The 23,312-nt window shown below is 67.5% G+C and carries 22 protein-coding genes; 10 read left to right on the top strand and 12 right to left on the bottom strand.

Annotated elements, in window-relative coordinates; translation table 11 throughout:
* Nucleotides 1-85: 85 nt before the first annotated feature.
* Nucleotides 86-1,432: an aminotransferase-like domain-containing protein gene (locus EV667_RS22240; protein WP_131837527.1), complete on the bottom strand. Its 1,347-nt coding sequence runs from the start codon at nucleotides 1,430-1,432 to the stop codon at nucleotides 86-88.
* Nucleotides 1,433-1,604: 172 nt separating this feature from the next.
* On the opposite strand from EV667_RS22240, the gene EV667_RS22235 reads away from it, so the two are divergent.
* Nucleotides 1,605-2,456 carry a DMT family transporter gene (locus tag EV667_RS22235; protein ID WP_245516328.1) on the top strand — a complete coding sequence of 284 codons (852 nt, stop codon included), beginning with the start codon at nucleotides 1,605-1,607 and terminating at the stop codon, nucleotides 2,454-2,456.
* A gap of 68 nt (nucleotides 2,457-2,524) precedes the next feature.
* Here the strand turns inward: EV667_RS22235 and EV667_RS22230 are convergent, their stop codons facing one another.
* The 4 genes from EV667_RS22230 to EV667_RS22215 form a co-directional block, all read right to left on the bottom strand.
* Nucleotides 2,525-3,427 carry a DUF3313 domain-containing protein gene (locus EV667_RS22230; protein WP_131837506.1) on the bottom strand — a complete coding sequence of 301 codons (903 nt, stop codon included), beginning with the start codon at nucleotides 3,425-3,427 and terminating at the stop codon, nucleotides 2,525-2,527.
* A gap of 372 nt (nucleotides 3,428-3,799) precedes the next feature.
* Entirely contained in the window at nucleotides 3,800-4,906 is a 1,107-nt protein-coding gene (locus tag EV667_RS22225; protein ID WP_131837505.1) for an ABC transporter substrate-binding protein, read from the bottom strand.
* Entirely contained in the window at nucleotides 4,903-6,291 is a 1,389-nt protein-coding gene (locus EV667_RS22220) for a sensor histidine kinase (RefSeq protein ID WP_131837504.1), read from the bottom strand. The genes EV667_RS22225 and EV667_RS22220 overlap by 4 nt, the downstream gene beginning before the upstream one ends.
* Nucleotides 6,278-6,952, bottom strand: a complete 675-nt coding sequence (locus EV667_RS22215; protein ID WP_131837503.1) for a response regulator transcription factor — start codon at nucleotides 6,950-6,952, stop codon at nucleotides 6,278-6,280. Before EV667_RS22215 ends, EV667_RS22220 begins: the two co-directional genes overlap by 14 nt.
* Before the next feature lie 214 nt (nucleotides 6,953-7,166).
* On the opposite strand from EV667_RS22215, the gene EV667_RS22210 reads away from it, so the two are divergent.
* The 4 genes from EV667_RS22210 (at nucleotide 7,167) to EV667_RS22195 (ending at nucleotide 11,046) form a co-directional block, all read left to right on the top strand.
* On the top strand, nucleotides 7,167-8,138 hold the full coding sequence (locus EV667_RS22210) for a Bug family tripartite tricarboxylate transporter substrate binding protein (protein WP_131837502.1): 972 nt from the start codon (nucleotides 7,167-7,169) through the stop codon (nucleotides 8,136-8,138).
* 87 nt (nucleotides 8,139-8,225) lie between these two features.
* Complete coding sequence (locus EV667_RS22205) at nucleotides 8,226-8,705, top strand: tripartite tricarboxylate transporter TctB family protein (protein ID WP_131837501.1); 480 nt, start codon at nucleotides 8,226-8,228, stop codon at nucleotides 8,703-8,705.
* A 7-nt stretch (nucleotides 8,706-8,712) separates the two neighbouring features.
* Nucleotides 8,713-10,212, top strand: a complete 1,500-nt coding sequence (locus EV667_RS22200) for a tripartite tricarboxylate transporter permease (RefSeq protein ID WP_131837500.1) — start codon at nucleotides 8,713-8,715, stop codon at nucleotides 10,210-10,212.
* A gap of 135 nt (nucleotides 10,213-10,347) precedes the next feature.
* On the top strand, nucleotides 10,348-11,046 hold the full coding sequence (locus EV667_RS22195) for a L,D-transpeptidase (RefSeq protein ID WP_131837499.1): 699 nt from the start codon (nucleotides 10,348-10,350) through the stop codon (nucleotides 11,044-11,046).
* A gap of 57 nt (nucleotides 11,047-11,103) precedes the next feature.
* On the opposite strand, the gene EV667_RS22190 is transcribed toward EV667_RS22195, so the two are convergent.
* From EV667_RS22190 to EV667_RS22160, 7 genes are all read right to left on the bottom strand, one after another.
* A complete protein-coding gene (locus tag EV667_RS22190; RefSeq protein WP_131837498.1) occupies nucleotides 11,104-11,898 on the bottom strand; it encodes a hydroxypyruvate isomerase family protein in 795 nt (264 codons plus the stop codon).
* A gap of 66 nt (nucleotides 11,899-11,964) precedes the next feature.
* The gene (locus EV667_RS22185; RefSeq protein WP_131837497.1) at nucleotides 11,965-13,470 is read right to left on the bottom strand and encodes a tripartite tricarboxylate transporter permease; all 1,506 of its coding nucleotides are present in this window, start codon (nucleotides 13,468-13,470) and stop codon (nucleotides 11,965-11,967) included.
* Nucleotides 13,471-13,479: 9 nt separating this feature from the next.
* Nucleotides 13,480-13,947: a tripartite tricarboxylate transporter TctB family protein gene (locus tag EV667_RS22180; RefSeq protein WP_131837496.1), complete on the bottom strand. Its 468-nt coding sequence runs from the start codon at nucleotides 13,945-13,947 to the stop codon at nucleotides 13,480-13,482.
* Nucleotides 13,948-14,050: 103 nt separating this feature from the next.
* Nucleotides 14,051-15,025 carry a Bug family tripartite tricarboxylate transporter substrate binding protein gene (locus EV667_RS22175; RefSeq protein ID WP_131837495.1) on the bottom strand — a complete coding sequence of 325 codons (975 nt, stop codon included), beginning with the start codon at nucleotides 15,023-15,025 and terminating at the stop codon, nucleotides 14,051-14,053.
* Between the two features lie 294 nt (nucleotides 15,026-15,319).
* Entirely contained in the window at nucleotides 15,320-16,000 is a 681-nt protein-coding gene (locus EV667_RS22170) for an aspartate/glutamate racemase family protein (protein ID WP_131837494.1), read from the bottom strand.
* Between the two features lie 12 nt (nucleotides 16,001-16,012).
* Nucleotides 16,013-16,723, bottom strand: a complete 711-nt coding sequence (locus EV667_RS22165) for a molybdate ABC transporter substrate-binding protein (protein WP_165901687.1) — start codon at nucleotides 16,721-16,723, stop codon at nucleotides 16,013-16,015.
* A 10-nt stretch (nucleotides 16,724-16,733) separates the two neighbouring features.
* Nucleotides 16,734-17,966 (bottom strand): alpha-hydroxy acid oxidase, encoded by a 1,233-nt coding sequence (locus EV667_RS22160; RefSeq protein ID WP_245516327.1) that lies wholly within the window; start codon nucleotides 17,964-17,966, stop codon nucleotides 16,734-16,736.
* Between the two features lie 232 nt (nucleotides 17,967-18,198).
* On the opposite strand from EV667_RS22160, the gene EV667_RS22155 reads away from it, so the two are divergent.
* The 5 genes from EV667_RS22155 to EV667_RS22135 form a co-directional block, all read left to right on the top strand.
* On the top strand, nucleotides 18,199-19,152 hold the full coding sequence (locus EV667_RS22155; protein ID WP_131837492.1) for a LysR family transcriptional regulator: 954 nt from the start codon (nucleotides 18,199-18,201) through the stop codon (nucleotides 19,150-19,152).
* Nucleotides 19,153-19,396: 244 nt separating this feature from the next.
* Nucleotides 19,397-19,594 (top strand): ATP-binding cassette domain-containing protein, encoded by a 198-nt coding sequence (locus tag EV667_RS22150; protein WP_131837491.1) that lies wholly within the window; start codon nucleotides 19,397-19,399, stop codon nucleotides 19,592-19,594.
* 229 nt (nucleotides 19,595-19,823) lie between these two features.
* On the top strand, nucleotides 19,824-20,345 hold the full coding sequence (locus EV667_RS22145) for an RNA polymerase sigma factor (RefSeq protein ID WP_245516326.1): 522 nt from the start codon (nucleotides 19,824-19,826) through the stop codon (nucleotides 20,343-20,345).
* Nucleotides 20,346-20,445: 100 nt separating this feature from the next.
* Nucleotides 20,446-21,426 (top strand): FecR family protein, encoded by a 981-nt coding sequence (locus EV667_RS22140; protein WP_131837489.1) that lies wholly within the window; start codon nucleotides 20,446-20,448, stop codon nucleotides 21,424-21,426.
* A gap of 116 nt (nucleotides 21,427-21,542) precedes the next feature.
* On the top strand, nucleotides 21,543-23,312 hold a 1,770-nt coding region (locus EV667_RS22135), incomplete at its 3' end, for a TonB-dependent receptor (RefSeq protein ID WP_245516325.1).

Genomic DNA, 23,312 nt, shown 5'->3' with positions numbered 1-23,312 from the left:
CCCGTTGGCACTACTGCCCGGGCGACGCGCCAGTATGGCTGCAGGGTCCGCGTCGCCCCGGTGAGCAGGGGGTGTCGCCGCGCGATCAGCCCAGCGTTCGCTGCAGAAGCCGGGTGACGTCCACGTTCATCTGAGCGACGTTGAAGCGCATGAAATCGCGCGCCGCCTCGTTCACGCTGAAGACATTGCCGGGGGCGAGGACGATGCCGTCTCGCAAGGCGCGCCTCGCCACCTCCGAGGCGTCGGGCGCTCCGGGCAGCCGGCACCAGAGGTAGAAGCCGCCGCGCGGCAGCGTCCAGGGATGCACGTCGAGTTTCGCGAGTTCGGCGACCACCTCCCGCCGCCGCCGAGTGAGCCGGCCGCGCAGGCTGCCAAGGTGTCGGTAATAGCTGCCGTCGCTGAGGGTGCGGAAGACGAGCTCGGCCGCGAGCGGACTCGGCCCGCCAAATCCCGTCGCCAGTTGAAGGTCGACGAGCGCCTCGGTCAGGTCCGGCCGCGCGGCAATGTAGCCGCAGCGTATCGACGCCGAGAGGGTCTTCGAGAAGCTGCCGATCCGTATCACCCGGTTCAGCGCGTCGAGCGCGGCAAGACGTACCGAGCGCTCCGGCTCGAAATCGGCGAAAATCTCGTCCTCGATGATGGTGAGGTCATGGGCCGTCGCTGCAGCGAGAATCCGATGGGCATTCCTCGGCGACAGGCTTGCGCCGGTCGGATTGTGCAGCGCCGAGTTGGTGAGATAGAGGCGCGGCCGGTGGGTGGCGAGCGCCTCCTCGAACGCGGACATGTCAGGACCAAGGGGCGCATAGGGCACGCCGACGATCCGCACCGCATGCGCCTGCAGCAGCGCGCGAAAATTGAAATAGCAGGGATCGTCGACCAGCACCGTATCGCCCGGCCGCAGCAGATGGCGGCAGATCAGGTCGATCGCCTGCGTGCCCGAACTCGTCAGCAACACATGCTCGGCGCCGGCCTCGATACCCTCCGAGGCGAAATGGCGGGCCAGCAGGCGGCGCAGCGCCAGCGACCCACGCGTGGAGCCGTACTCAACCAGCGTGGCGTCATCGGTCTTCGCCGCGGCACGCATCGCGCGCCGGATCGCGGCAAGGGGCATCCAGTCCGGCGGCAGCCAGCCGCACCCGGGCCGAAGCATCTCCCGCCCGGCGTCCAGCGACTGTCGCGACACCCAGAAGGGGTCGACGGCGCGGTCGGCGGGCGCATGGGCATCGGCGCCGCGCGCGGGCACGATACTGGCCGCCACGTAGAAACCCGACCCCGGGCGCGGACGGATCAACCCCTCGGCAGCGAGGCGGTCATAGGCTTCGACCACGGTCGAGGGAGACACCGTCTTCTCGCGCGCCAGCATGCGAATGGAAGGCAGCTTGTCGCCGGGCGCCAGCGCATGGCTGGCGATCAGGCGGCGGATCGCCACCATCACCCTCTCGGTGCGCCCCTGCCCGAGGGCTGGCAGTGCTTCGTTCGGAATCAACTGTATGGCTCCGTATGGCCCCACTGTTCGGCTCGATAATACGCAAGCGTCCCTGTCGCCGCCAGCGTGCCACGCCTATCGCAGAGAGGAGAGCAAGGAACGGCAAAGGAGAGCACACGTGGCGCGCGGGTGGGGGAACGGCCTGATCGGGGTCATCATCTTCAGCGGCTCCTTGCCGGCGACACGGCTTGCCGTCGCCGACTTCACGCCGCTGTTTCTCACCTCGGCGCGGGCGGTCATCGCCGCGCTGCTCGGGACCTGCCTGCTGCTCCTGCTCCCGCACAAGCGCCCCTCCCACGCAGACGTGGTGCCGCTGGCGGTGGTCGCTGCGGGGGTGGTGATCGGCTTTCCTTTGCTCACCGCCCTTGCGCTGGAACACATCACGGCCGCGCGCTCCATCGTCTTCATCGGGCTGCTGCCGCTGGCGACGGCGCTGTTCGGCGTGCTGCGCGGCGGGGAGCGGCCGAAGCCGGCCTTCTGGCTGTTCTCGGTCATAGGGGCTGGAACTGTCGCCGGGTTCGCGCTTGGCAACGGCGTCCCGACCTCCGCCATCGGCGACCTTCTCATGGTCGGCGCGGTCCTGCTGTGCGGTGTCGGCTATGCCGAGGGCGCCCGGCTGTCGCGCCGCCTTGGCGGGTGGCAGGTGATCTCCTGGGCCCTGCTGCTCGCGCTCCCCCTGATGGCGGTGCTCGCAGTGGCGACACGGCCGGAAACATTGGCGACGGTCAGCGGCACGGCCTGGGCCGGCCTCGCCTATGTCTCGGTGTTCAGCATGCTGATCGGCTTCGTCTTCTGGTATCGCGGGCTTGCCCTCGGCGGCATCGCGGCCGTGGGCCAGCTGCAGCTTCTCCAGCCCTTCTTCGGCCTGGCGCTTGCCGGGCTGCTGGTCGGGGAGCACGTGTCATGGACCATGGTCGCGGCGACCGGCCTGGTCGTGCTGTGCGTTGCCGGCGCACGGCGCTTCGCGTGAGGAGGAGGCCGGCCGGCCTTCGACAGGCGAAGCGGGGTCCGGACGTGTCGCACGGCGCCTGATCCGGCCTAATCCGCCACCGCTACGGATTCGGGCTCGGCCGGCGCCGCCGCTACCGATTCAGGCTCTGCCGAAGCCGGCTTGGCGCCTTTGTCGGTCCATTCGGGTGGCAGGCCAAGCTGGCTGCCGACCACGCCGGCGAGGCCGGGGTAGCGGCCGTAGCGCTCGCAGGCGGCGTATTTGGGCGGCAGGCCCATCGCCGAATTGATCTTCTGCGCGGTCGGCAGATCGATCCCCGAAGCGCCGAACGGGCTCTCGCCCTTGACCAGCAGGGTGCCAAAATCCTCGCCAAAGGCATCGGCGAGTTCATAGGCGTCGCTCGCCTTCGAGGCTCGCGGCGAACTGAAGAAGGCATTCGCCCCCCGGGCCCACAGCATGGAGGCCTGTTGTTCACCCGACGCGTCGGTGGCCGCCGCCTCCATCGACAGATTGCCCATGCCGATGGGAAGGCGCGGCGTCGGCACCGGAACGCCCAGGTCGACGAAATTCATGCCTATCGAGGTGGCGGCCGAAATGCCGGCCGCAACCTCGTCGGTCTCGGTCGCCTGGGTGACATGGGCCTGCACAGTCAGATCGGCGGCCTCGTCCGGTGGCACCACCTTGAAGCGGTCGCTCAGGGCGACGCAGAGCCCGCGATTGACGCTGTTGGCGACCAGGGTCCTCTGCTGGCCGGTCAGCTTCGGGGCGATATGAGAGGGGAAGCTGGTCGGCACGATCCGAACCGTCCGGGCGGCCAGAACCTGCTCCTTGTTCACCGCGATCCGCGATTTTGTGAGAACGCCATCGGAAGGGACCATGGCGTCGTAGGAGGAGAGGCCGACACCCTGCACCAGCGGCGCGGGAGCGCAGCCGACCATGGAGCCGGCCATGGCCAGGAGGCCGGCATATCCGGCGCTACGAAGCGGTTGCATCGCACGCCACCCGGAAAGGTGAGGCTGCGTGGGATCAAGGGGTTCGGAAAGACGCTTCGATATTATCGGTGTTTTTCGGATAATCTTGAATATGCGGGAGTATCGGTCTTCCACGCCAGAATGAACGCGCATTCAGCGCCCCCCGATATCAAACAGTGCTGATGTGTACTGCACATCTGAAGCATTAACGGGAGTTGTGGGGTAAAATCGGGCGTAAAAAGTCTGAATGTGTCTGCCCGTCTCCAATTGATGTCCGAAAGAAGCCTCAATGTCCGTCGGCCACGCGCGCCACATGACCGCGGCCCGCCCGGACGTCTCGCACCCTCAGTTTTCCTCGTCCGAACCGGGTGACGATTTGTCGGAAGCCTCCAGCTAGGGCGCGGTCTGGATCATTGATTGCGACCAGTCTTCGAGGAAGCGCTTTCGGCGGGCGGCATCCTGCACCGCCAGGAGGGTCGGCCCCACGGCGATGGGGCGGGCGATGCCCGAGGTGACGACATCCGGCCCTTCGATGCCCGGCGGAGCCGCACCGTCCAGTCCGAAGAAGAACGACTGGCTCCGTCCCACGGACTGGCCCCGCTCGGACAGCAGATAGTCGACGAAGCGGGCGGCGAGTGCCGGGTTCGGCGAATGGGCCGGCACCATCGCGCCCCGGCTCAGCACCAGCGTGTAATCCGCCGGCATGATGATGCCGATCGGCTGGCCGCGCCGCACCCGCTCATAGGCGTAGGAACCGAGCATGTTGTAGCCGATGAGCAGCCGGCCGGCGGCCACCTCGTCGAGTATTTCCGAGGTGCAGCAGCGCACGACAACCTGGGCGCGGCCAAGGCTCTCCAGCAGGCGGCCATAGGTGGTGGTCGTCTGCCGGGCATCGTTAAAGGCGAGGAGATAGCCGATGCCGGAGAGCCGCACATCATAGGTGCCCACCCGACCGCGATAGCGATCGGCCTCGCGCCGAAGAAGTTCGGCGAGCTCCAGATGCGTGCGCGGAACGTCGGCGGCGGGCACGCTGTCGCGGTTATAAACCATCACGATCGGCTCGAAGGTGAAGCCGAACACTTCGTCCCGCCAGTTCGCCCAGCGCGGCGCGCGCGGAAGGTTCGGGCCATCGACGCGCTGGGCGCAGCCGTCATTGGCCAGCTTCACCAGCTGGTCCACCGAGGAGGACAGCAGGACGTCGCCGAGCGGGCGACGTTCATGACAGGCCCGGGCGGCGGCGGAGAACAGGTCGTTGGTGACATATTCCAGGATCTCGACCGTCGTGCCCGGTGCGAGTTTCTGGAAATCCTGGATCAGCGGCGCCAGCGCATAGAGGTCCGTCGCGGCATGGATCGACAGCGTGTCGGAGGGCGTGCCGACGGACGGAAACCGCGTCATGGTCTGGGCATGGGCTCCCACGCTGAGGGCGAGCAGCAGGGCGTAGCCGACCGAGACGGCGAGAGCGCCCGCCGGAATGAGGCGCGCGATGAAACGGCTCATACGAATTCCCGTCCTTGTATCGTCAGCGACAGCACCACCACGAAGCCGAAGGCCCCTTTCTCCACGAAGGACAATGCCCCGCCATGGGCGGCGGCGACCTCCGCCGTGATCGAGAGACCGAGCCCCGATCCCTTGCCATCGGACGAGGGCGCGCCGAAACGCTGCACCACCCGCGCCCACTGCGCCACGGGAATGCCGGGGCCATCATCTTCCACCTCGACCACCGCCCTGTCACCGCGCCGCGACAGCCGCACGGTGATGCGGGCCGGTGCGCCATGGCGCAGGGCGTTGTCGACGATGTTCTTGATTGCCTCCGCGAGGTTGACCGGGTCGCCGCTCACGATCAACGGATCGGGCGGCGCGTGCAGGGTGACGAGAATATCCCGCTCCAGCGTATCGGGAATCGCCTCGTCGAGCGCGCGCCGCGTCAGTTCGGTGAGGTCGACCGGCGAACGCGCCACCGCCCGCTCGCGGTGCGCCACCATGGCGTGGCTGAGAAGCTGGTTGGCGAGCCGGGAGAGTTGCCCGGTGCGGACGCGGATACGGTCGAGATGCTTGCGCCCCTCCGGCGTCACGTCGTCATTTGAGAGCAGGTCGACCTGCCCCTCCAGCGCGGCCAGCGGCGTGCGAAGCTGGTGCGCGGCATCGGCGATGAACTGCTGCATTAGTTCGACACGTCCACGCAGCCGCTCGATGAAGCCATTGATTTCGGCCACGAAGGGGGCCAGTTCGCGCGGGGTCGAGACGCTGACCAGCGTCAGGTCGAGCGGGTCGCGCTGGCGGATCGCCGCCTCCAGCCGGCTGATGGGCGCGAGCGCCCGTCGCACGGCGAAAATCGTGCCCCCGATGGCAATGGCGCCCATGACGCCGACCAGTATGAACGAGCGGAAGGTAAGATCGCGTGCCAGCGCCTGGCGCGCCTCGACCGTCTGGGCGACAACGACGACGGCCTCGCCGCGCATCTGGGGGTCGTCGAAGCGGCGCGACACCCGCGCCACGCGCACGACCTCGCCGTCGAAGGTCGCATTCTCGACAAGCGCCTTGCCCGGCGCCGCCGCTCCCGCTGCCGGATCGGCAAGGCTTTCATAGCCGGTCATGGTGCGCCCGGCCGGATCGAGCACCCGGTAGAAGATGCGGTCGCGATCGGACAGCGCCAGCAGCTCGAAAGCGGAGACGGGAAGCGCGATCTCCGGCTGGCCCTCCTGCACCTGGATGGCGTCGGCGATCTGGTAGGCGGCGCCCAGCAGCAGGCGGTCATACGCCTCGTCGGCGGCCTGGCGCGCCGAGTACCAGGCAGCGGTCATCAGCACGGCCGCGCCGAACACCAGCACCAGCGACATGAGGGCGAACAGCCGGACGAACAGCGAAGGCTCACGCCGGGCCATCGATCACCATCTGGTAGCCGAAGCCCCGCACCGTAACGATCTGGGCGCGGGCGCCCTCGATCTTACGGCGCAGCCGGCCGATATAGAGTTCGACGGCATTGGGGCCAGGGGCCTCGTCATGGCCGAACATGCGGTCGAGCAGTTCGTCCTTGCCGAAGACGCGGCCGGGGCGCGACGACAGAATTTCCAGCAGGGTGAGTTCACGCCGCTTGAGATGGACCTCGCAGTCGCCTACCCGCACCATGCGGGTGAGACGGTCGATGCTGATGTCGCCGCAGCGCAGCAGATTGGTCGCCTCCCCGCCATTGCGCCGGATGAGCGCCCGCACGCGGGCTTCCAGCTCCCGGAAGTCGAAGGGTTTCACGAGATAGTCGTCCGCGCCGATGTCGAGCGCATCCACGCGGTCCTCCACCCGCGAGCGGGCGGTGAGGATCAGCACGGGGGTCGTCGAGCCGCGCGCGCGCAACTGCGCCAGAAGGCTGAACCCGTCGAGCCCCGGCAGCATGACATCAAGGATGACGAGGTCGTAGCTGGTGCGGCTCAGCACCTCCAGGCCGGAGCTGCCATCGAGTTCCCAGTCGACCGCATGGCCGATCCGGCTGAGCCGGCCGATGATCGCCTCGCCGACATCCCTCGTGTCTTCGACCAGCAGGATACGCATCTGTCACCCGGGGCGCGGCGCCTGTCGCAAAGACAGCTGTATGACAGGAAATCGCTCTAGCAAAGCACCTCCAAGCGCCGCGCAGACGGTGTCGCAAGAGTGGAGGAACGCCCGGTCGGCGCAGGCACAACCCGCGCGGGCCCCCAACTCCGCTGACCAATCGACCCGCACCTGCGGCGACGCGATGGCACAGAGTTTTCGGAGGAACCACACGATGAACGCCACTTTCACGAAATTTGCCCTGGCCGGCCTGGTGAGCGCGCTGCTCACCGGCGGCGCCGTGGCGCTGCCGCAGAAGACCGAATGCCTTGCCGGCGCCAAGCCCGGCGGCGGCTTCGACGTCACCTGCCGGCTCGCCGCCAATTCGCTGCTTGCCGCCAAGCTGATCGAACAGCCCATGGTCGTCACCTATATGGAAGGCGGCGTCGGCGCCATCGCCTATAACCACGTCGTCGGCAAGCGCGCGGCCGATCCCAGCCTCATCGTCGCCGCCTCGACCGGCTCGGCCCTGCTGCTCGCCCAGGGCAAGTTCGGCAGCCATGACGAGAACGCGGTCCGCTGGATCGGCGCGCTCGGCGCGGATTACGGCGTCATCGTCGTCAATGCGGATTCGCCCTATAAGACGCTGAAGGAACTCTCCGACGCCTATGGAGCCAATCCGGCCAGCTTCCCGATCGGCGGCGGCGGCGCCGTCGGGAGCCAGGACTGGATGAAGGCCGCGCTCATCGCCAAGGGCGCCGGGCAGGACCCGAAGAAAATGCGTTACGTCGCCCTTGAAGGCGGCGGCGCGGTGCTGACCTCGCTGGAAGGCGGACACATCAAGATCGGCGCCGGCGACGCCTCGGAAATGGTCAAGCACCATCTGGCGGGCAAGGTCCGCATCCTCGCCGTCATGTCCCCCGAGCGCCTGACCGGCGATCTCGCCGATATCCCGACCACGCGGGAGCAGGGTTATGATTTCGATTGGGTGATCTGGCGCGGCTACTACACCGGCGCCAAGGTCAGCGATGCCGATTACGCGGCCTGGACCGATGCTTTCAAGAAGCTCGTGCAGACGCCGGAGTTCAAGTCGGAACTCGCGGCGCGCGGGCTGTTTCCCTACACCGTCATCGGCGCCGAATTCGACGCCCAGGTGAAGAGCGACGTGCAGCGCTTCAAGACGCTGGCCAAGGAGGCCGGCCTCTAAGTTCGCTCGACGCGCCCGCGGCCCCGCCCACGCGCGGGGTCGCCCTCGCCGCCCGCGTCGCCATTTGCCGCCTGCCAGGATCCCGCCATGGACGCCAATCAACGCCCCTTCCCGGGCTCGCTCAGCAATCGCATCGCCGCGCTCGCCCTGCTGGCGTTCAGCCTGATCTACGGCTTTGCCGGCAGTCGGATCGACTACGCCTTCTCCTCCGATCCGCTGGGCCCGCGCGTGTTCCCGGTTCTGCTCGCCGCGGTTCTTGGCCTGCTGTCGCTGATCTACCTCTTCGTTCCCGGCCGGTCCGAGAGCTGGCCGCAGGGAACGGTGCTGATGCGCTGCATCGCGCTGCCGGCGCTGGTGCTTATCGCCGCGCTGCTGTTCGAGCCGATCGGCTTTGCCGGCGCCATGTTCGTCATGACGGCGGGCGTCGGCCGGATTTTCGGCGCCTCGTGGCGCGCCTCGCTGATCGGCGGACTGGTGCAGGCGGCCTTCTGGTACCTGGTGTTTGGCTATCTGCTCGACGTTTATCTTCCCGTAGGCGAGCTTTTCGCCGCCTCGCGCCGGGGCTAGCACACTCATGAATCTCGATTATCTCTGGACCGGCTTCGCCGTCGCCCTCACCTGGCAGAACCTGCTGATCGGCCTTGTCGGCTGCTTCCTCGGCACGATCATCGGTGCGCTTCCCGCCATCGGCCCGATCAACGGCATCGCCCTGCTGCTGCCGATCGCCTACACGCTCGGCCTGCCGCCGGAGAGCACGATGATCCTGCTCGCCGCCATCTATACCGGCTCGGAGTATGGCGGACGCATTTCCTCCATCCTGCTCAACGTTCCCGGCGATGCCGGCGCGGTGATGACGGCGCTGGACGGCAACCCTCTGGCGCGGCAGGGGCGGGCGGGCGAGGCGCTGATGATCAGCGGCCTCTCCTCCTTTGTCGGCGGCATCATCGGGGTGGTGGGGCTGACGCTGTTCGCCCCCTTCCTCGCCAGCCTCGCCATCGGCTTCGGCCCGGCGGAATATTTCGTGCTGATGGTCTTCGCCTTCGCCACCCTGGGCTCGATGGTCGGAAGCCAGCCGGTCAAGACGCTGCTCGGCTGCGTGCTCGGCCTGATGCTGGCCACGGTCGGGCTCGACCCGACATCGGGGGCCTATCGCTTCACCTTCGACAGCCCGGAACTGGGCGACGGCATCGACTTCGTGGTTCTGGTGATCGGCCTGTTCTCGATCTCCGAAGCCATGCTGATGCTGGAGAGCCACGCCACGGGAACCTCCATCGTCGGCAAGGTCGGGCGCACCTTCGTGCGCTGGAAGGACGTCGTCTTCACCACCGGCGCCACACTGCGCGGCTCGATCATCGGCTTCGTCGTGGGCGTGCTGCCGGGAACCGGCGCCTCGGTCGCGAGCGCCGTCTCCTACACGCTGGAAAAGCGCGTGTCCGACCGTGACGGTACCTTCGGCAAGGGCGACATGCGCGGCCTCGCCTCACCGGAAGCGGCGAACAATTCCTGCGCCGCCGGTGCCTTCGTCCCTATGCTGACGCTGGGCGTGCCCGGCAGCGGCACCACGGCGGTCATGCTCGGCGCGCTGATGCTCTACAACATCCAGCCGGGCCCCCAGTTGTTCGCGGAGCGGCCGGAAATCGTCGGCGGCCTGATCGCCTCGCTCTATATCGGCAACGTACTGCTTCTGCTGCTCAACATTCCCTTCGTCGGCATCTTCTCGCGCCTGCTGCTGTTGCCGAACTGGATTCTCGTGCCGGGCATCCTCGTCCTGTCGGTGGTCGGCGTCTACTCGACCCATGCCAGCGTCGAGGCGGTATTGCTCATGCTCGGCGTGGGCTGCATCGGGTGGCTGCTGCGCAAGCTCGGCTTCGACATGGCGCCGATCATCCTCGGCTTCGTGCTCGGCAAGGTGATGGAGGTGAACCTGCGCAACGCCTTGGCCATTAGCGGCGGCGAACTCGGCATTCTCTTCCAGAGCCACATCTCGATCATCCTGTGGGTGCTGGCGGCCCTCGTCGCGGTGGGTCCCTGGGCGCTGCAGCTCTGGTCGCGCCGGCGCCGGTCGCGTGCGTGACGATGCGGGGCTTCGGCTGTTCCGAGCCCCGCGCTTGCCAGCCATGCCGTGCAAGGTCTATCTCAGCACGGTGAGAGGCTCGGCGGCGTGCCGGAGCCGCCTCGCCTTCGGCAGCAGCACGGAAAGCCCAAAGCGATGATCAGCGACATTCGCAATGCCGACGACGGCCGGATGGACGGGCGCGCGCGGCCGGGGCTGCTCAGCCGGCGCTCGTTTCTCGCCGGCTCGGCCCTCGGTCTCGGTGCGCTGGGGCTGGCCGGCTGCGCCAATCCCGACGGGATGAGCCTCGCCGAGGCAGCCAAGGTCTATGGGCCGGTGCCCGAGGAGAAGTTTCCGATTCCGGCCGTCGACGTCAGCAAGGTCAAGCCGAAGTATTTTCGCCGCACCGTCCGCTACGAGACGGAGGAAGCGCCCGGCACCCTTATCGTCGACCCCACCAATTACTACGTCTACCGCGTCGAGGAAGACGGCATGGCGACCCGCTACGGCGCCAATGTCGGTCGCCAGGGATTCCTGTGGAGCGGCGACGCCTATGTCGGGCGCAAGAGCGAATGGGCGACCTGGACCCCGCCCCGGGAAATGATCAAGCGCCAGCCCGAAGTGGCGAAATACGCCCGCGGCATGCCCGGCGGCCTCGACAATCCGCTCGGCGCGCGCACGCTGCATCTCTACCAGAACGGCGTCTACACGCTGTACACGATCTACGCGACCAGCGACCCGGAATCGATCGGCTCCGGCGTGACGAGCGGCTGTGTCGGCCTGCTGAGCCAGGACATGATCGAGCTATATGACCGCACGCTGGTGAAGACCAAGGTCGTGGTCCTGCCGGCCTGATGTCGCCCGGCATGCCGGTTGTTCGGCCCTGCCCCGGACGGGGCGGCGCCGAATTCCTCACTCAAAAGCCAGTTCCTCGGCGAGCCATGTCAGGCCGCCCACCGTCCCGGCGCGCGGGCTGTATTCGCAGCCGATGAAGCCGTCATATCCCGCCTCCGCGAGCGCGCGCCGCACCTCGTCGAAAGCGATCCCGGCACTCCCGGGCTCGTGGCGGCCCGGATGGTCGGCGATGTGGACATGGCCGATGGCCCCGGCATGCGCGCGAATCTGCGCCAGCGGATCGAGCCCGCTATTGACGGTGTGGAACACGTCGAGCAGCAGGCGGATATTGCCGCGACCGGCGTCGGCAATGGCGGCGGCGGCCTCGTCCGGCGTCTCGATGAAATAGTCCGGGACTGCCCCTGCGCTCATCGCCTCGACGAGGATCACCACCCCCCGCTCGGCCGCGCGATCGGCCGCCCAGGCCAGGTTCTCGATGTAGCAGTCCCGGTGCGCCGGCTGGCGCAGCGTCTTCGGCAGGATGCCGGCCATGGCGTGAAGCTTGCCGACCCCGATGGCCGCCGCATAGTCCAGCCCCGCGGTGACGCTGGCGCGGAACTCGTCCCGCCGCTCCGGAAAGATCGCCAGCCCCTTCTCGCCCTTGGCCGCATCCCCGGAGTACAGCCCGAACTGCACATAAGGCAGGCCGGCCTGTTCCAGCCATTGCGCCATCTGCGCGGCGGGAACGCCATAGGGGGCAGGATGCTCGACCGCCGAAAAGCCGTGACGCCTGGCGGCGCCGAACCGCTCGGAAAAGGGAAGCTCGGTGAAGAGAAAGCCGAGATGCGCGCTGTAGCCGTAGCGTCGTGTCATGGTCGCGGGGTCCTGCCCAAGCAATGAGGCGCGCCGCAGGCTGAAGCCCGGCGCGGCATGTCCGGTTCAGCTGTCTTCGTGAAACGCGCTTTCGCGCTTCTTGCGCAGGGCGGGGGCGACCATCAGCGCCAGCAGCACGAGCGCCACCGCGAGCATCGTGGCGCTGATCGGCCGCGACACGAACACCATCGCGTCGCCCTTGGAGAGCATCATCGCGCGACGCAGTTCCTCCTCCATCATCGGCCCCAGAATGAGCGCCAGGAGGAGCGGGGCGGGTTCCGCGTCGAGCTTCTTGAAGATGTAGCCGAGGATTCCGAAGCCCGCGAGAAGGTAGACATGGAAGGTCGAGTTGCTCAGGGTGAACACCCCGATGACGCTGAACAGCACGATCGCCGGAAACAGGTAGCGGTAGGGCACGGAGATCATCTTCACCCACAGCCCCACCAGCGGCAGGTTGAGGATGATCAGCATCAGGTTGCCGCACCACATGGAGGCGATGAGGCCCCAGAACAGCGTGGGCTGCTGCACCATCACGCTCGGCCCCGGCTGGATGCCCTGGATCATCAGGGCGCCGATCATCAGGGCCATGACGGGATTTGACGGGATGCCGAGCGTCAGCATCGGGATGAAGGAGGTCTGCGCCCCGGCATTGTTGGCGGCCTCCGGGGCGGCGACGCCCTCGATGGCGCCCTTGCCGAACTGGGCCGAATTCTTCGACACCCGCTTCTCCAGCGCATAGGCGCTGAAGGAAGAAAGCACCGCGCCGCCGCCGGGAAGGATGCCGAGAACCGAGCCCATGGCGGTGCCACGCAGGGTGGGGCCAATGATACGCCGCAGGTCGTCGCGCGTCGGGAACAGGTTCTTCACCTTGGGCATGATGGCCGTGCGGCTGGTTTCGTCCTCCAGATTGGCAACGATCTCGCCGATGCCGAAAAGGCCCATGGCAATGACGACGAAGTCGATGCCGTCGGCGAGCTGGGGCACCTCGAAGGTGAAGCGGGCAATCCCCGAATTGATGTCCGTGCCCACCACCCCGAGGATAAGGCCGAGCAGGATCATCCCGATCGCATGCAGCAGCGAGCCGCTGGCGAGCACGACCGAGGCGATCAGCCCGAGCACCATGAGCGAGAAATAATCCGCCGGCCCGAAGGCGAGCGCGGCGCCCGCCAGCAGCGGGGCGGCGATGGCGATCACCACGGTGGCGATCGTCCCGGCGACGAAGGACGAAATGGCCGCTGTCGCCAGCGCCCGTCCGGCATGGCCGGCACGCGCCATACGATAGCCGTCCAGCGCCGTCACCACGGAAGAGGATTCGCCCGGCAGATTGACCAGGATCGCCGTGGTCGATCCGCCGTATTGCGCCCCGTAGAAAATGCCGGCGAGCATGATGAGCGCGGAATCGGGGGCGAGGCCATAGGTCAGCGGCAGCAGCATGGCGATGGTGGGGACGGGCCCCAGCCCCGGCAGAACGCCGATAGCCGTTCCCAGCAGCACGCCAAGCAGGCAGTAGAGGAGGTTCGTCGGTTCCAGCGCGACCTGGAGGCCGAGCCCGAGATTGGCGATGACATCCATGGCGTGTCCTCAGAAATTCGGCAGCAGAGGCCGCAGCCAGGGACCGACCAGGGGCATCGGCACGTTGAGCATCTCGATGAAGACCAGGCAGCAGATCGCCACAAGCCCGCTCGCGCCCAGCAGAGGAAGGGGGGCAAGCTTGAACTGCCGGCTGGCCGTCGCCGCCACGAGGATGGTCAGCAGCATCGCCACCGCCCCGCCCAGCGGAACGACGGCGAGGCCAAAGACGACGATAGCCCCGACCACCGAGGCGAGCGGCCTCAGCGCGAGGGCGCCGACGGGGGCGCCCTCCACCACGAAGGCGCGCACGAGAGAGATCAGGCCGACCAGCGTCAGCAGCCCGGCCAGGACGGTGGGGAAATAGCCCGGCCCCATGCGGGTCGTCGATCCGAAGCTGTAATTGCGCGCGACGAAGAAGCCGACGACGCCGATGACGAGGTAGATCGCGCCGGTCCAGAAATCCTTGGGAGCCCTCATTGGCCGATGTTCCCGGTAGCTGTCGGTGGGGCGAGGGCGCGCGCTGCCGGGCCCGGTTGAGCCCGGGTCCGGCAGCGGGAAACAGCGCCTTCGGCGAGCGTGCCTACTGGGTTTTCCAGGGATTGGTCTTCCACATCTCGTTCAGCCGCGCGTCGATGCCGAGGACCGACTTGCGATACTCATCGCCATACAGGCCATGGACCGGCGCATTCAGCTTCTTGGCGGTCTCCTTGAACTCCGGATCCTCCATTGCGGCCTTGAAGGCGGCGACCAGCTTGGCCTGGATGTCGGCGGGCACGCCGGGAGGGGCGACGACGCCGCGCTGGGCGCCGACCGTGAAGGCGTAGCCGCTCTCGCGGAAGGTCGGCACGTCGGGCAGGCTGGCGCTGCGCTCGTCGCCCGCCTGGGCCAGCACCCGGACGGTGCCGTCGGCCACCGGCTGGACGAATTCGCTGACATTCAGCGCCGAGACGTCGATATGGCCGCCCTGCAGTGCCGTGTTGACCGGGGCCGAGCCGTTGAACGGGATGACGTTGAACTTGACGCCCGCCGCCTGCTGCAGCTCCAGCGTGGTCAGGTGGTCGTCGCCGCCGACGCCGGTATGGCCGATGCTGACGCTTTCCGGCGACGCTTTCAGGCGGGCGATCAGGTCCGGCAGGTCCTTGATGTCGGAGGAGGCCTTCACCGCGATAGCGCCCGGATCGTCCATCACATTGGCGATATAGGAAAACTCATCGACCTTGTAGCGGACCGGGCGGTCAAAGGGGATGGTCATCATCGCCGGCGAGGTGACGCCGATGAGGGTGTAGCCGTCCGGCGCGGCGGCGAAGCCGTATTCCATGCCGATCTGGCTGCCGGCGCCGGGGCGGTTCTCGATGACGATGTTGGCACCGGGAAGCTGCTTCTGCACGTAAGGCACGATCAGCCGCGCCATCTGGTCCACGCCGCCGCCGGGCGGGAACGGTACGATCAGCATGATCGGCTTCTCGGTCGGCCAGCCCTCGGCCGCCAGTGCCGGTCCCGTTGCGAGCGTGGCAACGGCAAGGCCGAGCGCCACGAAATGCCTGCGATTGATCATTCTTTTTCCTCCCAGGATATATGTTTGTTGCGCCGGTCTAGGGCGGGCACGGGCCTTTATGCGGCCTTGGGCCATGCCTTCTGCGGGCACTGGCGAACGCCCTGAGGCGATGGTTTCAGCCCCCCTTCCACGGGCGCCCAGCCTGACCGAAACGTTCTCGAAGCAATCGCACAGAACGAAATGCAAAAAAACTTTCTTTGTCTAGCTTCATTCGTCAGAAATGCTTATGTCCCGACCGCCCCCCCCATCGACGACGATCCGCCGGGACGGCGAACGGCGCGGCGAAAAGCGCGGTCAGCGCGGCAGGCCCCCCTGCACCAGCGCGCGCATTCGCACCACGGCGGCGTCAGGCGCGGAAAGCACCGGAATGGTCACGACGGCCCGCACCGCCTCGGCGGCGCGCGAGGTCGAGAAATGCGCGAGCATGATCGCGTCATAGCCGGCGAAGTGCGGCGCCTTCTCGGCCACCAGTCGGTTATGGGTCTCGCCATCGCCCTGCCGCAGCCGATCGATCGCGTCGGCCACCACGAGGGTGTCGAGTGTCGCCGGCGTGCCGGCCTCGGCGACGAAATGGTCGAACTCTTCCGTCATCGTCGGCACCGCCGGCGCGAAGGTCGCCAGCATGCCGATCCGGCCGCCCGCAGCGATGGCCTCCCGGAACATCGCCTCATTCGGCTTCAGCACCGGGATGGAAAGCTCCGCGCTCATCCGGTCGATCGCGGGCCCGAAGGCCGAGCAGGTGATCAGAATGCCATCCGCGCCCATGCGGCTCGCATAGCGCCCGAAGTCGACAAAGCGGTCGCTGAGCGCATCGGAGAGTTCGGGGCCTTCCTTCGCCCGGTCCGTCGAGAGCCCATCGTCAAGCAGGTTGATGGCCTCCGCCTCCGGCCACAGACGAGCCATGGAGGACTTGATCGGCTCCATGGCCACGGGCGTGGCGTGGAAGAGGACGATGCGCGGAGTGGCGTTGCTCATGATGTTCTCCCGTCAGCCGGCCTGCATGTCGAAGCGGGCGATGAGCCCGCCGTCGGAATAGGCGCGATGTGCCACGGCGGAGGTCAGATGGGCAAGGAAGGCCCGCGCCGCCACCGGCTCGCGCGCCTCGCGGAAGATCGCCGCCGAAAAGTCGGTCGGCACCTGCAGCTCGTCCGGGAACGGGGCGATGACCTCCACGCCCTCCACCGACATCAGTTCGCTCACCTGCTGCACGGCGAATTCGGCCTCGCCGGTGAGGATTTTCTCGCCGGTGAACCCCGCCGGGATGACCACCGCCCTGGCGTTGATGTCGTCGGCGATGCCGAGCTGGGAGATCAGGCCGGCAAAATAGATGCCGCTCGCGCCGGTCCGTGAATAGGCGATAGAGCGCGCGCCCAGCAGCACCTGCCGGAGACGTTCCGGGGTCGAGATATCCGGCGGGGCGGCGCCCGCGCGCATGCCGAGGCCCACGCGGGCCCGGGCAATCGGCGTCACGCTTTCCGGCAGCACGACGCCCGCCGCCGCGAGCTGCGCCATGGGGCCGTCGATCAGCACGATCACGTCCGCGCGCGCCCCGGCCTCTACCTCGCGCATCAGCACCGTCGTCGGATTCCACGCGACCTCGATCTCCCTGCCCTGCTCGTGCCAGGCCGGCAGGATCCAGCTTTTGAAGGCCTTTTCGACCGCCAATGTGCTTAAGAGGCTGAGGTTGCTTCCGGCCATGGGATGTCCTTTACCTGAGAAGGTCCGAAGTGATCTCGGACCGATTGCGCGCGCCGAGCAGGGCCATGTCGCGGTCGATCTCGTCGACGAGCAGACCGATCGCATGTTCGACGGCCGCAGCGCCGCCGATGGCCGCAGCGTAGAGGAAGGGGCGGCCGACGAAGACGAAATCCGCGCCCAGCGCCAATGCCTTTAGCACGTCCGTGCCACGGCGGACCCCGCCATCGATCATCGTGACCAGCCCGGTCTTCGCCGCCACGATCTCCGGCAGCATGTCGATCGGCGCCACCGCATAGTCGAGCTGGCGCCCGCCGTGACTGGACAGGATCACCCCGTCGGCGCCCGCCTCCTTGGCCTTGAGCACGTCGCCGAGGCTCAGAACGCCCTTGATGACCAGCTTTCCCTTCCACATCCGCCGGATCTCCGCGACATGGCTCCAGGCAAGTTGGTCGCGGCTGTTGATGTTGCGCACCGCGTGCTGCGAGAACATCGGCGGCCCACGGTGCGCGTCCATGTTCTCGAAATGCGGGATGCCGTGGCGCAGCACGGTACGCAGGATCGTTCCGCACAGCCAGGAGGGGTGCAGCAGGCTGTCCAGCATCGTCTGGGGCGTGATCTTGATCGGCATGGAGAAGCCGTTGCGCAGATTGTTCTCGCGGTTGGAGGGCACCGGATGGTCCGCCGTCACCACCAGCGTGCCGAAACCAGCATCCGCCACCCGCTTCACCAGGGGCTCGATGCGCGCGAGGTCGCCGGCGAGATAGGCCTGGAACCAGGCGTCGGGATTTTCCCGCTGCACGTCCTCAAGGGGAATGAGCGAGGAGGCGCTGAGGATCATCGGCACGCCCGCATGGCGCGCGGCCCGCGCCAAAGCGAGATCGCCGCGATAGGCGACCATGGCCGCGCCGCCGAAGGGGCAGATTCCGATAGGGGCGCTGTAATCGGTTTCAAACAGCCGCGTCGCCGTCGTCCGGCCGGACACGTCCATCAGGGTGCGCGGCAGAAAGGCGATCCGGTCATAGCCGGTCCGGCTCTGGCGCAGCGCCGAACCCGTCTCTGACGCCCCCGCGACGAAGCCGTAGACCATCCGTGGCAGGTGGCGGCGGGCGGCCTTCTCGAAATCATCGAGCGCGAGCAGCTTGCGAAAGCGGCGCGCCATGGGCTTTGCGGCATCCGCCGCGCGCGCAGTGCGCGGCGCGGAGACGAGGGGCACCGCCTGTGCCGCGGCCATGTTGGTATCCATCTGGAGCTCCCAGCGTTGTCGAGGCGTATGGAGGGCCGACGGCCAAATTCTGCGCGAGACCTCGGGAGCCGGGCTCGGCGTTCTCCATTTCTGCCCACCATACCTGCCCGGCAACAGAAGAAAATCTGGCTTTGCCTTTCGTTAAATCAAACAAAATATTGGCTCTGTCCTTGACAGGGGAAACACGGGGCAGTCACGTCGGGCATCCTGCGGCAACAGCGGTTGAGCGCCCGTGGACACGCATTTTCTGGAGAGCTTCGTGACCGTCGCCGAACTCGGCTCCATCGCCGAGGCGGCGAGGAAGCTCGGGCTGACGGCCTCGGCGGTCTCGCAGCGCATCCGCGCCCTTGAGCAGGAAATGAACATCGCGCTCGTCGTGCGCTCGGGCCGCACTGTCGTGCCAACGCCGCCGGGCGCCGCGCTGCTGCCGGAAGCGAAGAAGGCGCTGCTGGCGATCAATAATCTGCGGTTGCTGGCGGCCGACGGCGCCGCCTGGGGCGAGTTCAAGATCGGGGTCTTCACCTCCGCCCTGACCGGGCTGCTCCCCCAGATCCTCGAAAAGCTGGTCCCGGAGCTGCCGACCGTCGATTTCCGCATCCTCCGGGCGGCCTCGGTGGAGCTCTACGCCCAGGTGCTGGAAGGCCGCGTCGATGCGGCGATCGTCCTCAACCCGAGCTTCGTTCTGCCCAAGTCCCTCGAGTGGTGCCAGCTGCGCAAGGAGCCGCTGATCGCCATCACCCCTGCGGATGTGACGGAAACCGATATCGGCCAGCTGCTCGCCGACCATAAGTTCATCCGGTACGACCGCAACAACTGGGGAGGCCGGCTCGCCAGCCGCTATCTCGACGATCGCGGGTTGAAGCCGCGCGAGCGGCTTGAGCTGGATTCGCTCGAAGCGATCACCATCATGGTCAGCCGGGGGCTGGGCGTCTCGATCATCCCGGACTGGCCGCCCCCCTGGCCGGAGGGCGTTCGTCTGAACAAGATCGTTCTCGACGACCGCGATTATGCCCGCGATCTCGGCCTGCTGTGGCCGCGCGCCTCGCCAAAGATCGTGATCATCGACGCCTTTCTGAAGCATGCGCGGGCGGCGTGCGCGGCCCTTCAGGGGGGTGAACCCCTCCCGGGGCACCTGCGCGACGCCGTTCGCGGCCGCCGGGCCAGAAGCTGTGTCGAGGTGCCGTGACGAGTCTGGGTCGGTTCGCCCTTGCCGCCGCTCCGGCTGGCACCGTCAAGACTGGCGTCGTCGAAAAAATCGCGCCATCAAGATTGAATGAGCTCAAAAAATGTCTCGTCTGCCGGGTGTCCAAGACGCATCCTGACAGCTTTAGCTCATGCATCGCTTGCGGAAATCGGCACGTTCCAGGGTTTCCGCTGCTTGCTGTCGCGGCCATTGCCAGCGCCTTGTACGCATCAATGACAAGACGGTGGTGGCGGTACTGCACGACATCAACCAAGCTGCCGCCATCGCCGACACGATGGTGTTCATGAAGGATGGCGCCCTCGCCGCCTCGGGTCCGCCGGGCCAGGTCGTCAACGCCGCGACGATCCGGGACGTGTTCGGCGTTACGGCGCGGGTCGTCGAGGACCCGGTGGATGGCACGCCGTTCTGCCTCGCCCGGCCCTGAGGCGGGCAGGCCATAGGCCGACGGCATTTCGGACGGTTCAGCCCAGATGCGGATCCCCGGCCGGCGACGCGCCTTGCGCCGGGCTTTCTACCGGATGCGCCGTCGGGTTTGGCGTCGCAGCTACTCTAGAATGTCTTTAAACTATTGATATTGCTGGACAATCTAATTGTTTGTAGAGAGAGTTTCTCGGGTGCGCTGGGCGCCGCTTGCTGGAGACATAGGATTGCCCGTGCTGGCTCTCGCCTCCGACCTTGGCCATCTGTTCCGCACCGAGCATGATCGCTTGATGCGGGCGATGCGTCGTCTGGTCGGCAGCCCGAGCACGGCGGAAGACCTGGTGCAGGACGTGTTCGTCGGCCTGCTCCGGGGCAACGCCTTTGCCGATGCCGAGAACAAGCAGGCCTATCTCGCCCGCTGCGCCACCAACATGGCGCTCGACCATTTGCGGCGGGAGCGGGCGCGGGCGCGCTATATCTGCGGAAGCGACCTTGCCGGCTGCGAGGTTGCCTGCCCCGTGCCGCTGCCGGACGAGGCGTTGCAGGGTGTGCAGGAACTGGCCCTCCTGCGCCGCACCATCGACGCGCTACCGTCGAAATGCCGCGTCGTCTTCCTGCTGTCGCGCGATCACGGCCTGACCATGAAGGAAATCGCCGCCCGGCTCGGCCTGTCCGACAAGACGGTGGAGAAGCACATAGCGCGCGCCATGATGCAGTGCCGTCAGGCCCTGCGCGCGGCCGGGCGGGCGATCTGAGCCGTCCCGCGCGCAGGGCACTGGGGGACAGGCCGTCGCGGCTTCGTCTATATCCGTGGGCCACACTGGGCCCGGCCGCTCGATCCCGGATGATTGATTCATGACTGCGCCCCGGCCCAGCCCCGCCACGCGCGCCGACGCCGCCTTCGAGGCGGCCAGCCTTTGGCATGCGCGGCTGCGCGAACCCGATGCCGACGCCCAGACCCATGCGGCGTTCCAGGGCTGGCTCGCCGACGATCCCACCCATTTTGAGGCCTATGAGCAGGCGGAGCGGCTGTGGGCCTCCATGGGCGGGGCGCCCGGCGGCTGGCGCGACGAGGCCGCCATCTCGGCGCTGGTCGAAAGCGCGGGCCCACGCCGAAGGCTGGGTCCCGGCATCGTGGCTGGGCTGCTGCTCTGTCTCTCGCTGGCAGGCGCCGAATGGATGCGGCGCGGCGGGCTGGAGAATCTGCGCGCGGACTACATCGCCGCGGTCGGCGAGCAGCGGACGATCCGGCTGGACGATGGCTCGGTGGTCGAGCTCAACACCGACACCGCACTGGCGGTCGATCTCGATCCCGCGCAGCGCCGGGTCCGGCTGTTCCGGGGCGAGGCGTTCTTTCAGGTCGTGCCTGATCCGCAACGCCCCTTCGTAGTGTCGACCGGCGAGGGCGAGGTGCGCGTCACCGGCACCAGCTTCAATGTTCGGCTGCGGGAGGATGTCACGGAGGTCAGCCTGCTGCAGGGCGCCGTCAGCCTGGCGGCCGCCGCCCGTCCCGAGGCCTCGCTGCGGCTTTCCCCGGGCGAGGAAGGGAGCCTCACCTCCAGCGGTCTCGGCGAGGTCCGGCCTTTCGAGGCGGAAACCGCCACCGCCTGGCGCCGGGGGCAGATGGTGTTCTTCCGCGCCCCGCTCGGCGCGTTGATCGAGGAACTGAACCGCTACCAGCGCGGCCGCATTCTGATCCTCAGCGAGCGGGTGCGCGCGCTCCCCGTCACCGGCGTGTTCGACACGCGCGATCCCGCGTCCGTCATCGACATGATCGAGGCCACACTCGGCGTGTCGTCGCTACGCCTGACCAACGCGCTCATCGTTCTGAGATGATTTTGTGAGCCGCACACTGGGGGAGTCCGCCCGCGGCCTTCGTCATACCCACTGAGGAGCTCGCCGATGCCGTCCACCCGGCTCAGGCAGAACATGTGGGACCCACGATGAGGATGATGCCTACCCGACGCCTGCGCCTGCTCGCCCTGTGCCTTCTGGCGGGAACCGCGCTCACGGCTCTTCCCGCCGGGGCGCCGCACGCCCAGGCGCAAGGTGGCGGCCAGAGCGTCGCCCTCTCCATCGCCTCCATGCCGGTGCCGCGCGCCCTTGCCGACCTGTCCGTGCATGCCGGGCTCCAGGTGCTGTATTCCGGCACCAAGGCCTATGAGATCATGTCCCGGCCGGTGAACGGGCTTTTCCCCCCGGAAGAGGCCCTGCGCATCATGCTGGCCGGGACGGGGATCAGCTGGCGCTTCGTCGGGCCCCGGGCGGTGACGATCCAGGTGCCGGGGGAAGACGCGCCCACTGGCGGGGCGGTGCAGGGCGGCGACGCGGATGGCGCGATCGAGCTCGGCACGATCGACGTTGCCGGCGCCCGCTCGGCAGCCGACCTGCCCTTCGAGACGACCGGCTCCACCAACTACATCTCCAGCGAGGAGATCGAGCGCTTCCCGCCCCAGACCGCCGGCGCGCTCTTCCAGGGAACGCCCGGCGTGATCTCCGGCGGCGGCAATAATGGCGCCTCGATCGACCCCAATATTCGCGGCCTACAGGGCCAGAACCGCGTCGCCACCACGATCGACGGTTCGCAGCAATCAACGTCGAGCTATCGCGGCTATTCCGGCATCGACAGCCGCACCTATGTCGATCCCGACCTCATCTCCGGCATCACCATCACCAAAGGCCCGGACGGCGCGGTGGCCGGCGCCATCGGCGGCACCATCGCCATGGAGACGCTGAACGTCGAGGACATCCTCAAAGCCGGCGAGCGCTGGGGCGTGCGTGCGCGGGCCGGTCTCGCCACAAATTCCATCGCCCCGGTGGTCGGGGCGAGCGAGCCGGCGTTCGGCGACCCGGATGGGGCGGACATCACCAATGGCAGCTTCGCCCTCGCGGCGCGGGAGGACAATGTCGATGTCGTCGGTGCCTTCGTGCGGCGCAAGAGCGGCAACTACTTTGCCGGCACACAGGGTTCGCAGACCACGATCGACTATCTCGGTGAGAAGGTGCCGCTGTCGAATTACGGCCACGGCCAGCTCGTCTACAACACCTCGGAGGACGTGACCTCGGCCCTGCTCAAGGCCACCTTCCGTCCCACCGACGAGCAGCAGCTGCAGATCGCCTATCTCTACTACGGCAACGAGTTCGGCGAGGTTTCGCCCTCTGTCATAACGGCGGGCAATGGCGTCACAAGCCAGCTGCCGCTCTCTTCGGTGGACATCAACCAGGGTACCCTGCGCTATCGCTACACGCCGACCAGTACCGATCTCGTCGATTTCAAGTTCGACGCCTATGCCTCAAACACGCAAGAGACAAACATATTCATGTCGCTCGGCGAGGTGGAGGCGCTCGACCAGCAGTCGGAGAATGTCGGCATGAACGCGAGCAATACGTCACGCTTCGTCATCGGCGACATGCCGCTCGCGGTGAGCTATGGCGGTAGCTACGTGTATGAGGATGCACGGCCGACCCAGGCCTATAACCCCTCCGACGTGGCGCTCTGGGCTATCCCGGCCAATGGCGAGCGGGAGGTCGGCGCGCTGTTCGCGCGGGTGACGTGGGAGCCCACTACCTGGCTCGAAATGGGCGCCGGGGCGGAGTACCTGACCTACAACACCTCCTTCAACGGCATCACGACCGCCGGCACGCCGGGCGATCCCTTCACCGGCTATTCCGGCGATCGGTTCAGCCCCAGCGCCAGCATCCTGGTGACGCCCTTGGACGGC

This window comes from Ancylobacter aquaticus (assembly GCF_004339465.1).
Lineage (GTDB): Bacteria > Pseudomonadota > Alphaproteobacteria > Rhizobiales > Xanthobacteraceae > Ancylobacter > Ancylobacter aquaticus.
This window is presented reverse-complemented; position numbering and strand designations above follow the sequence as displayed.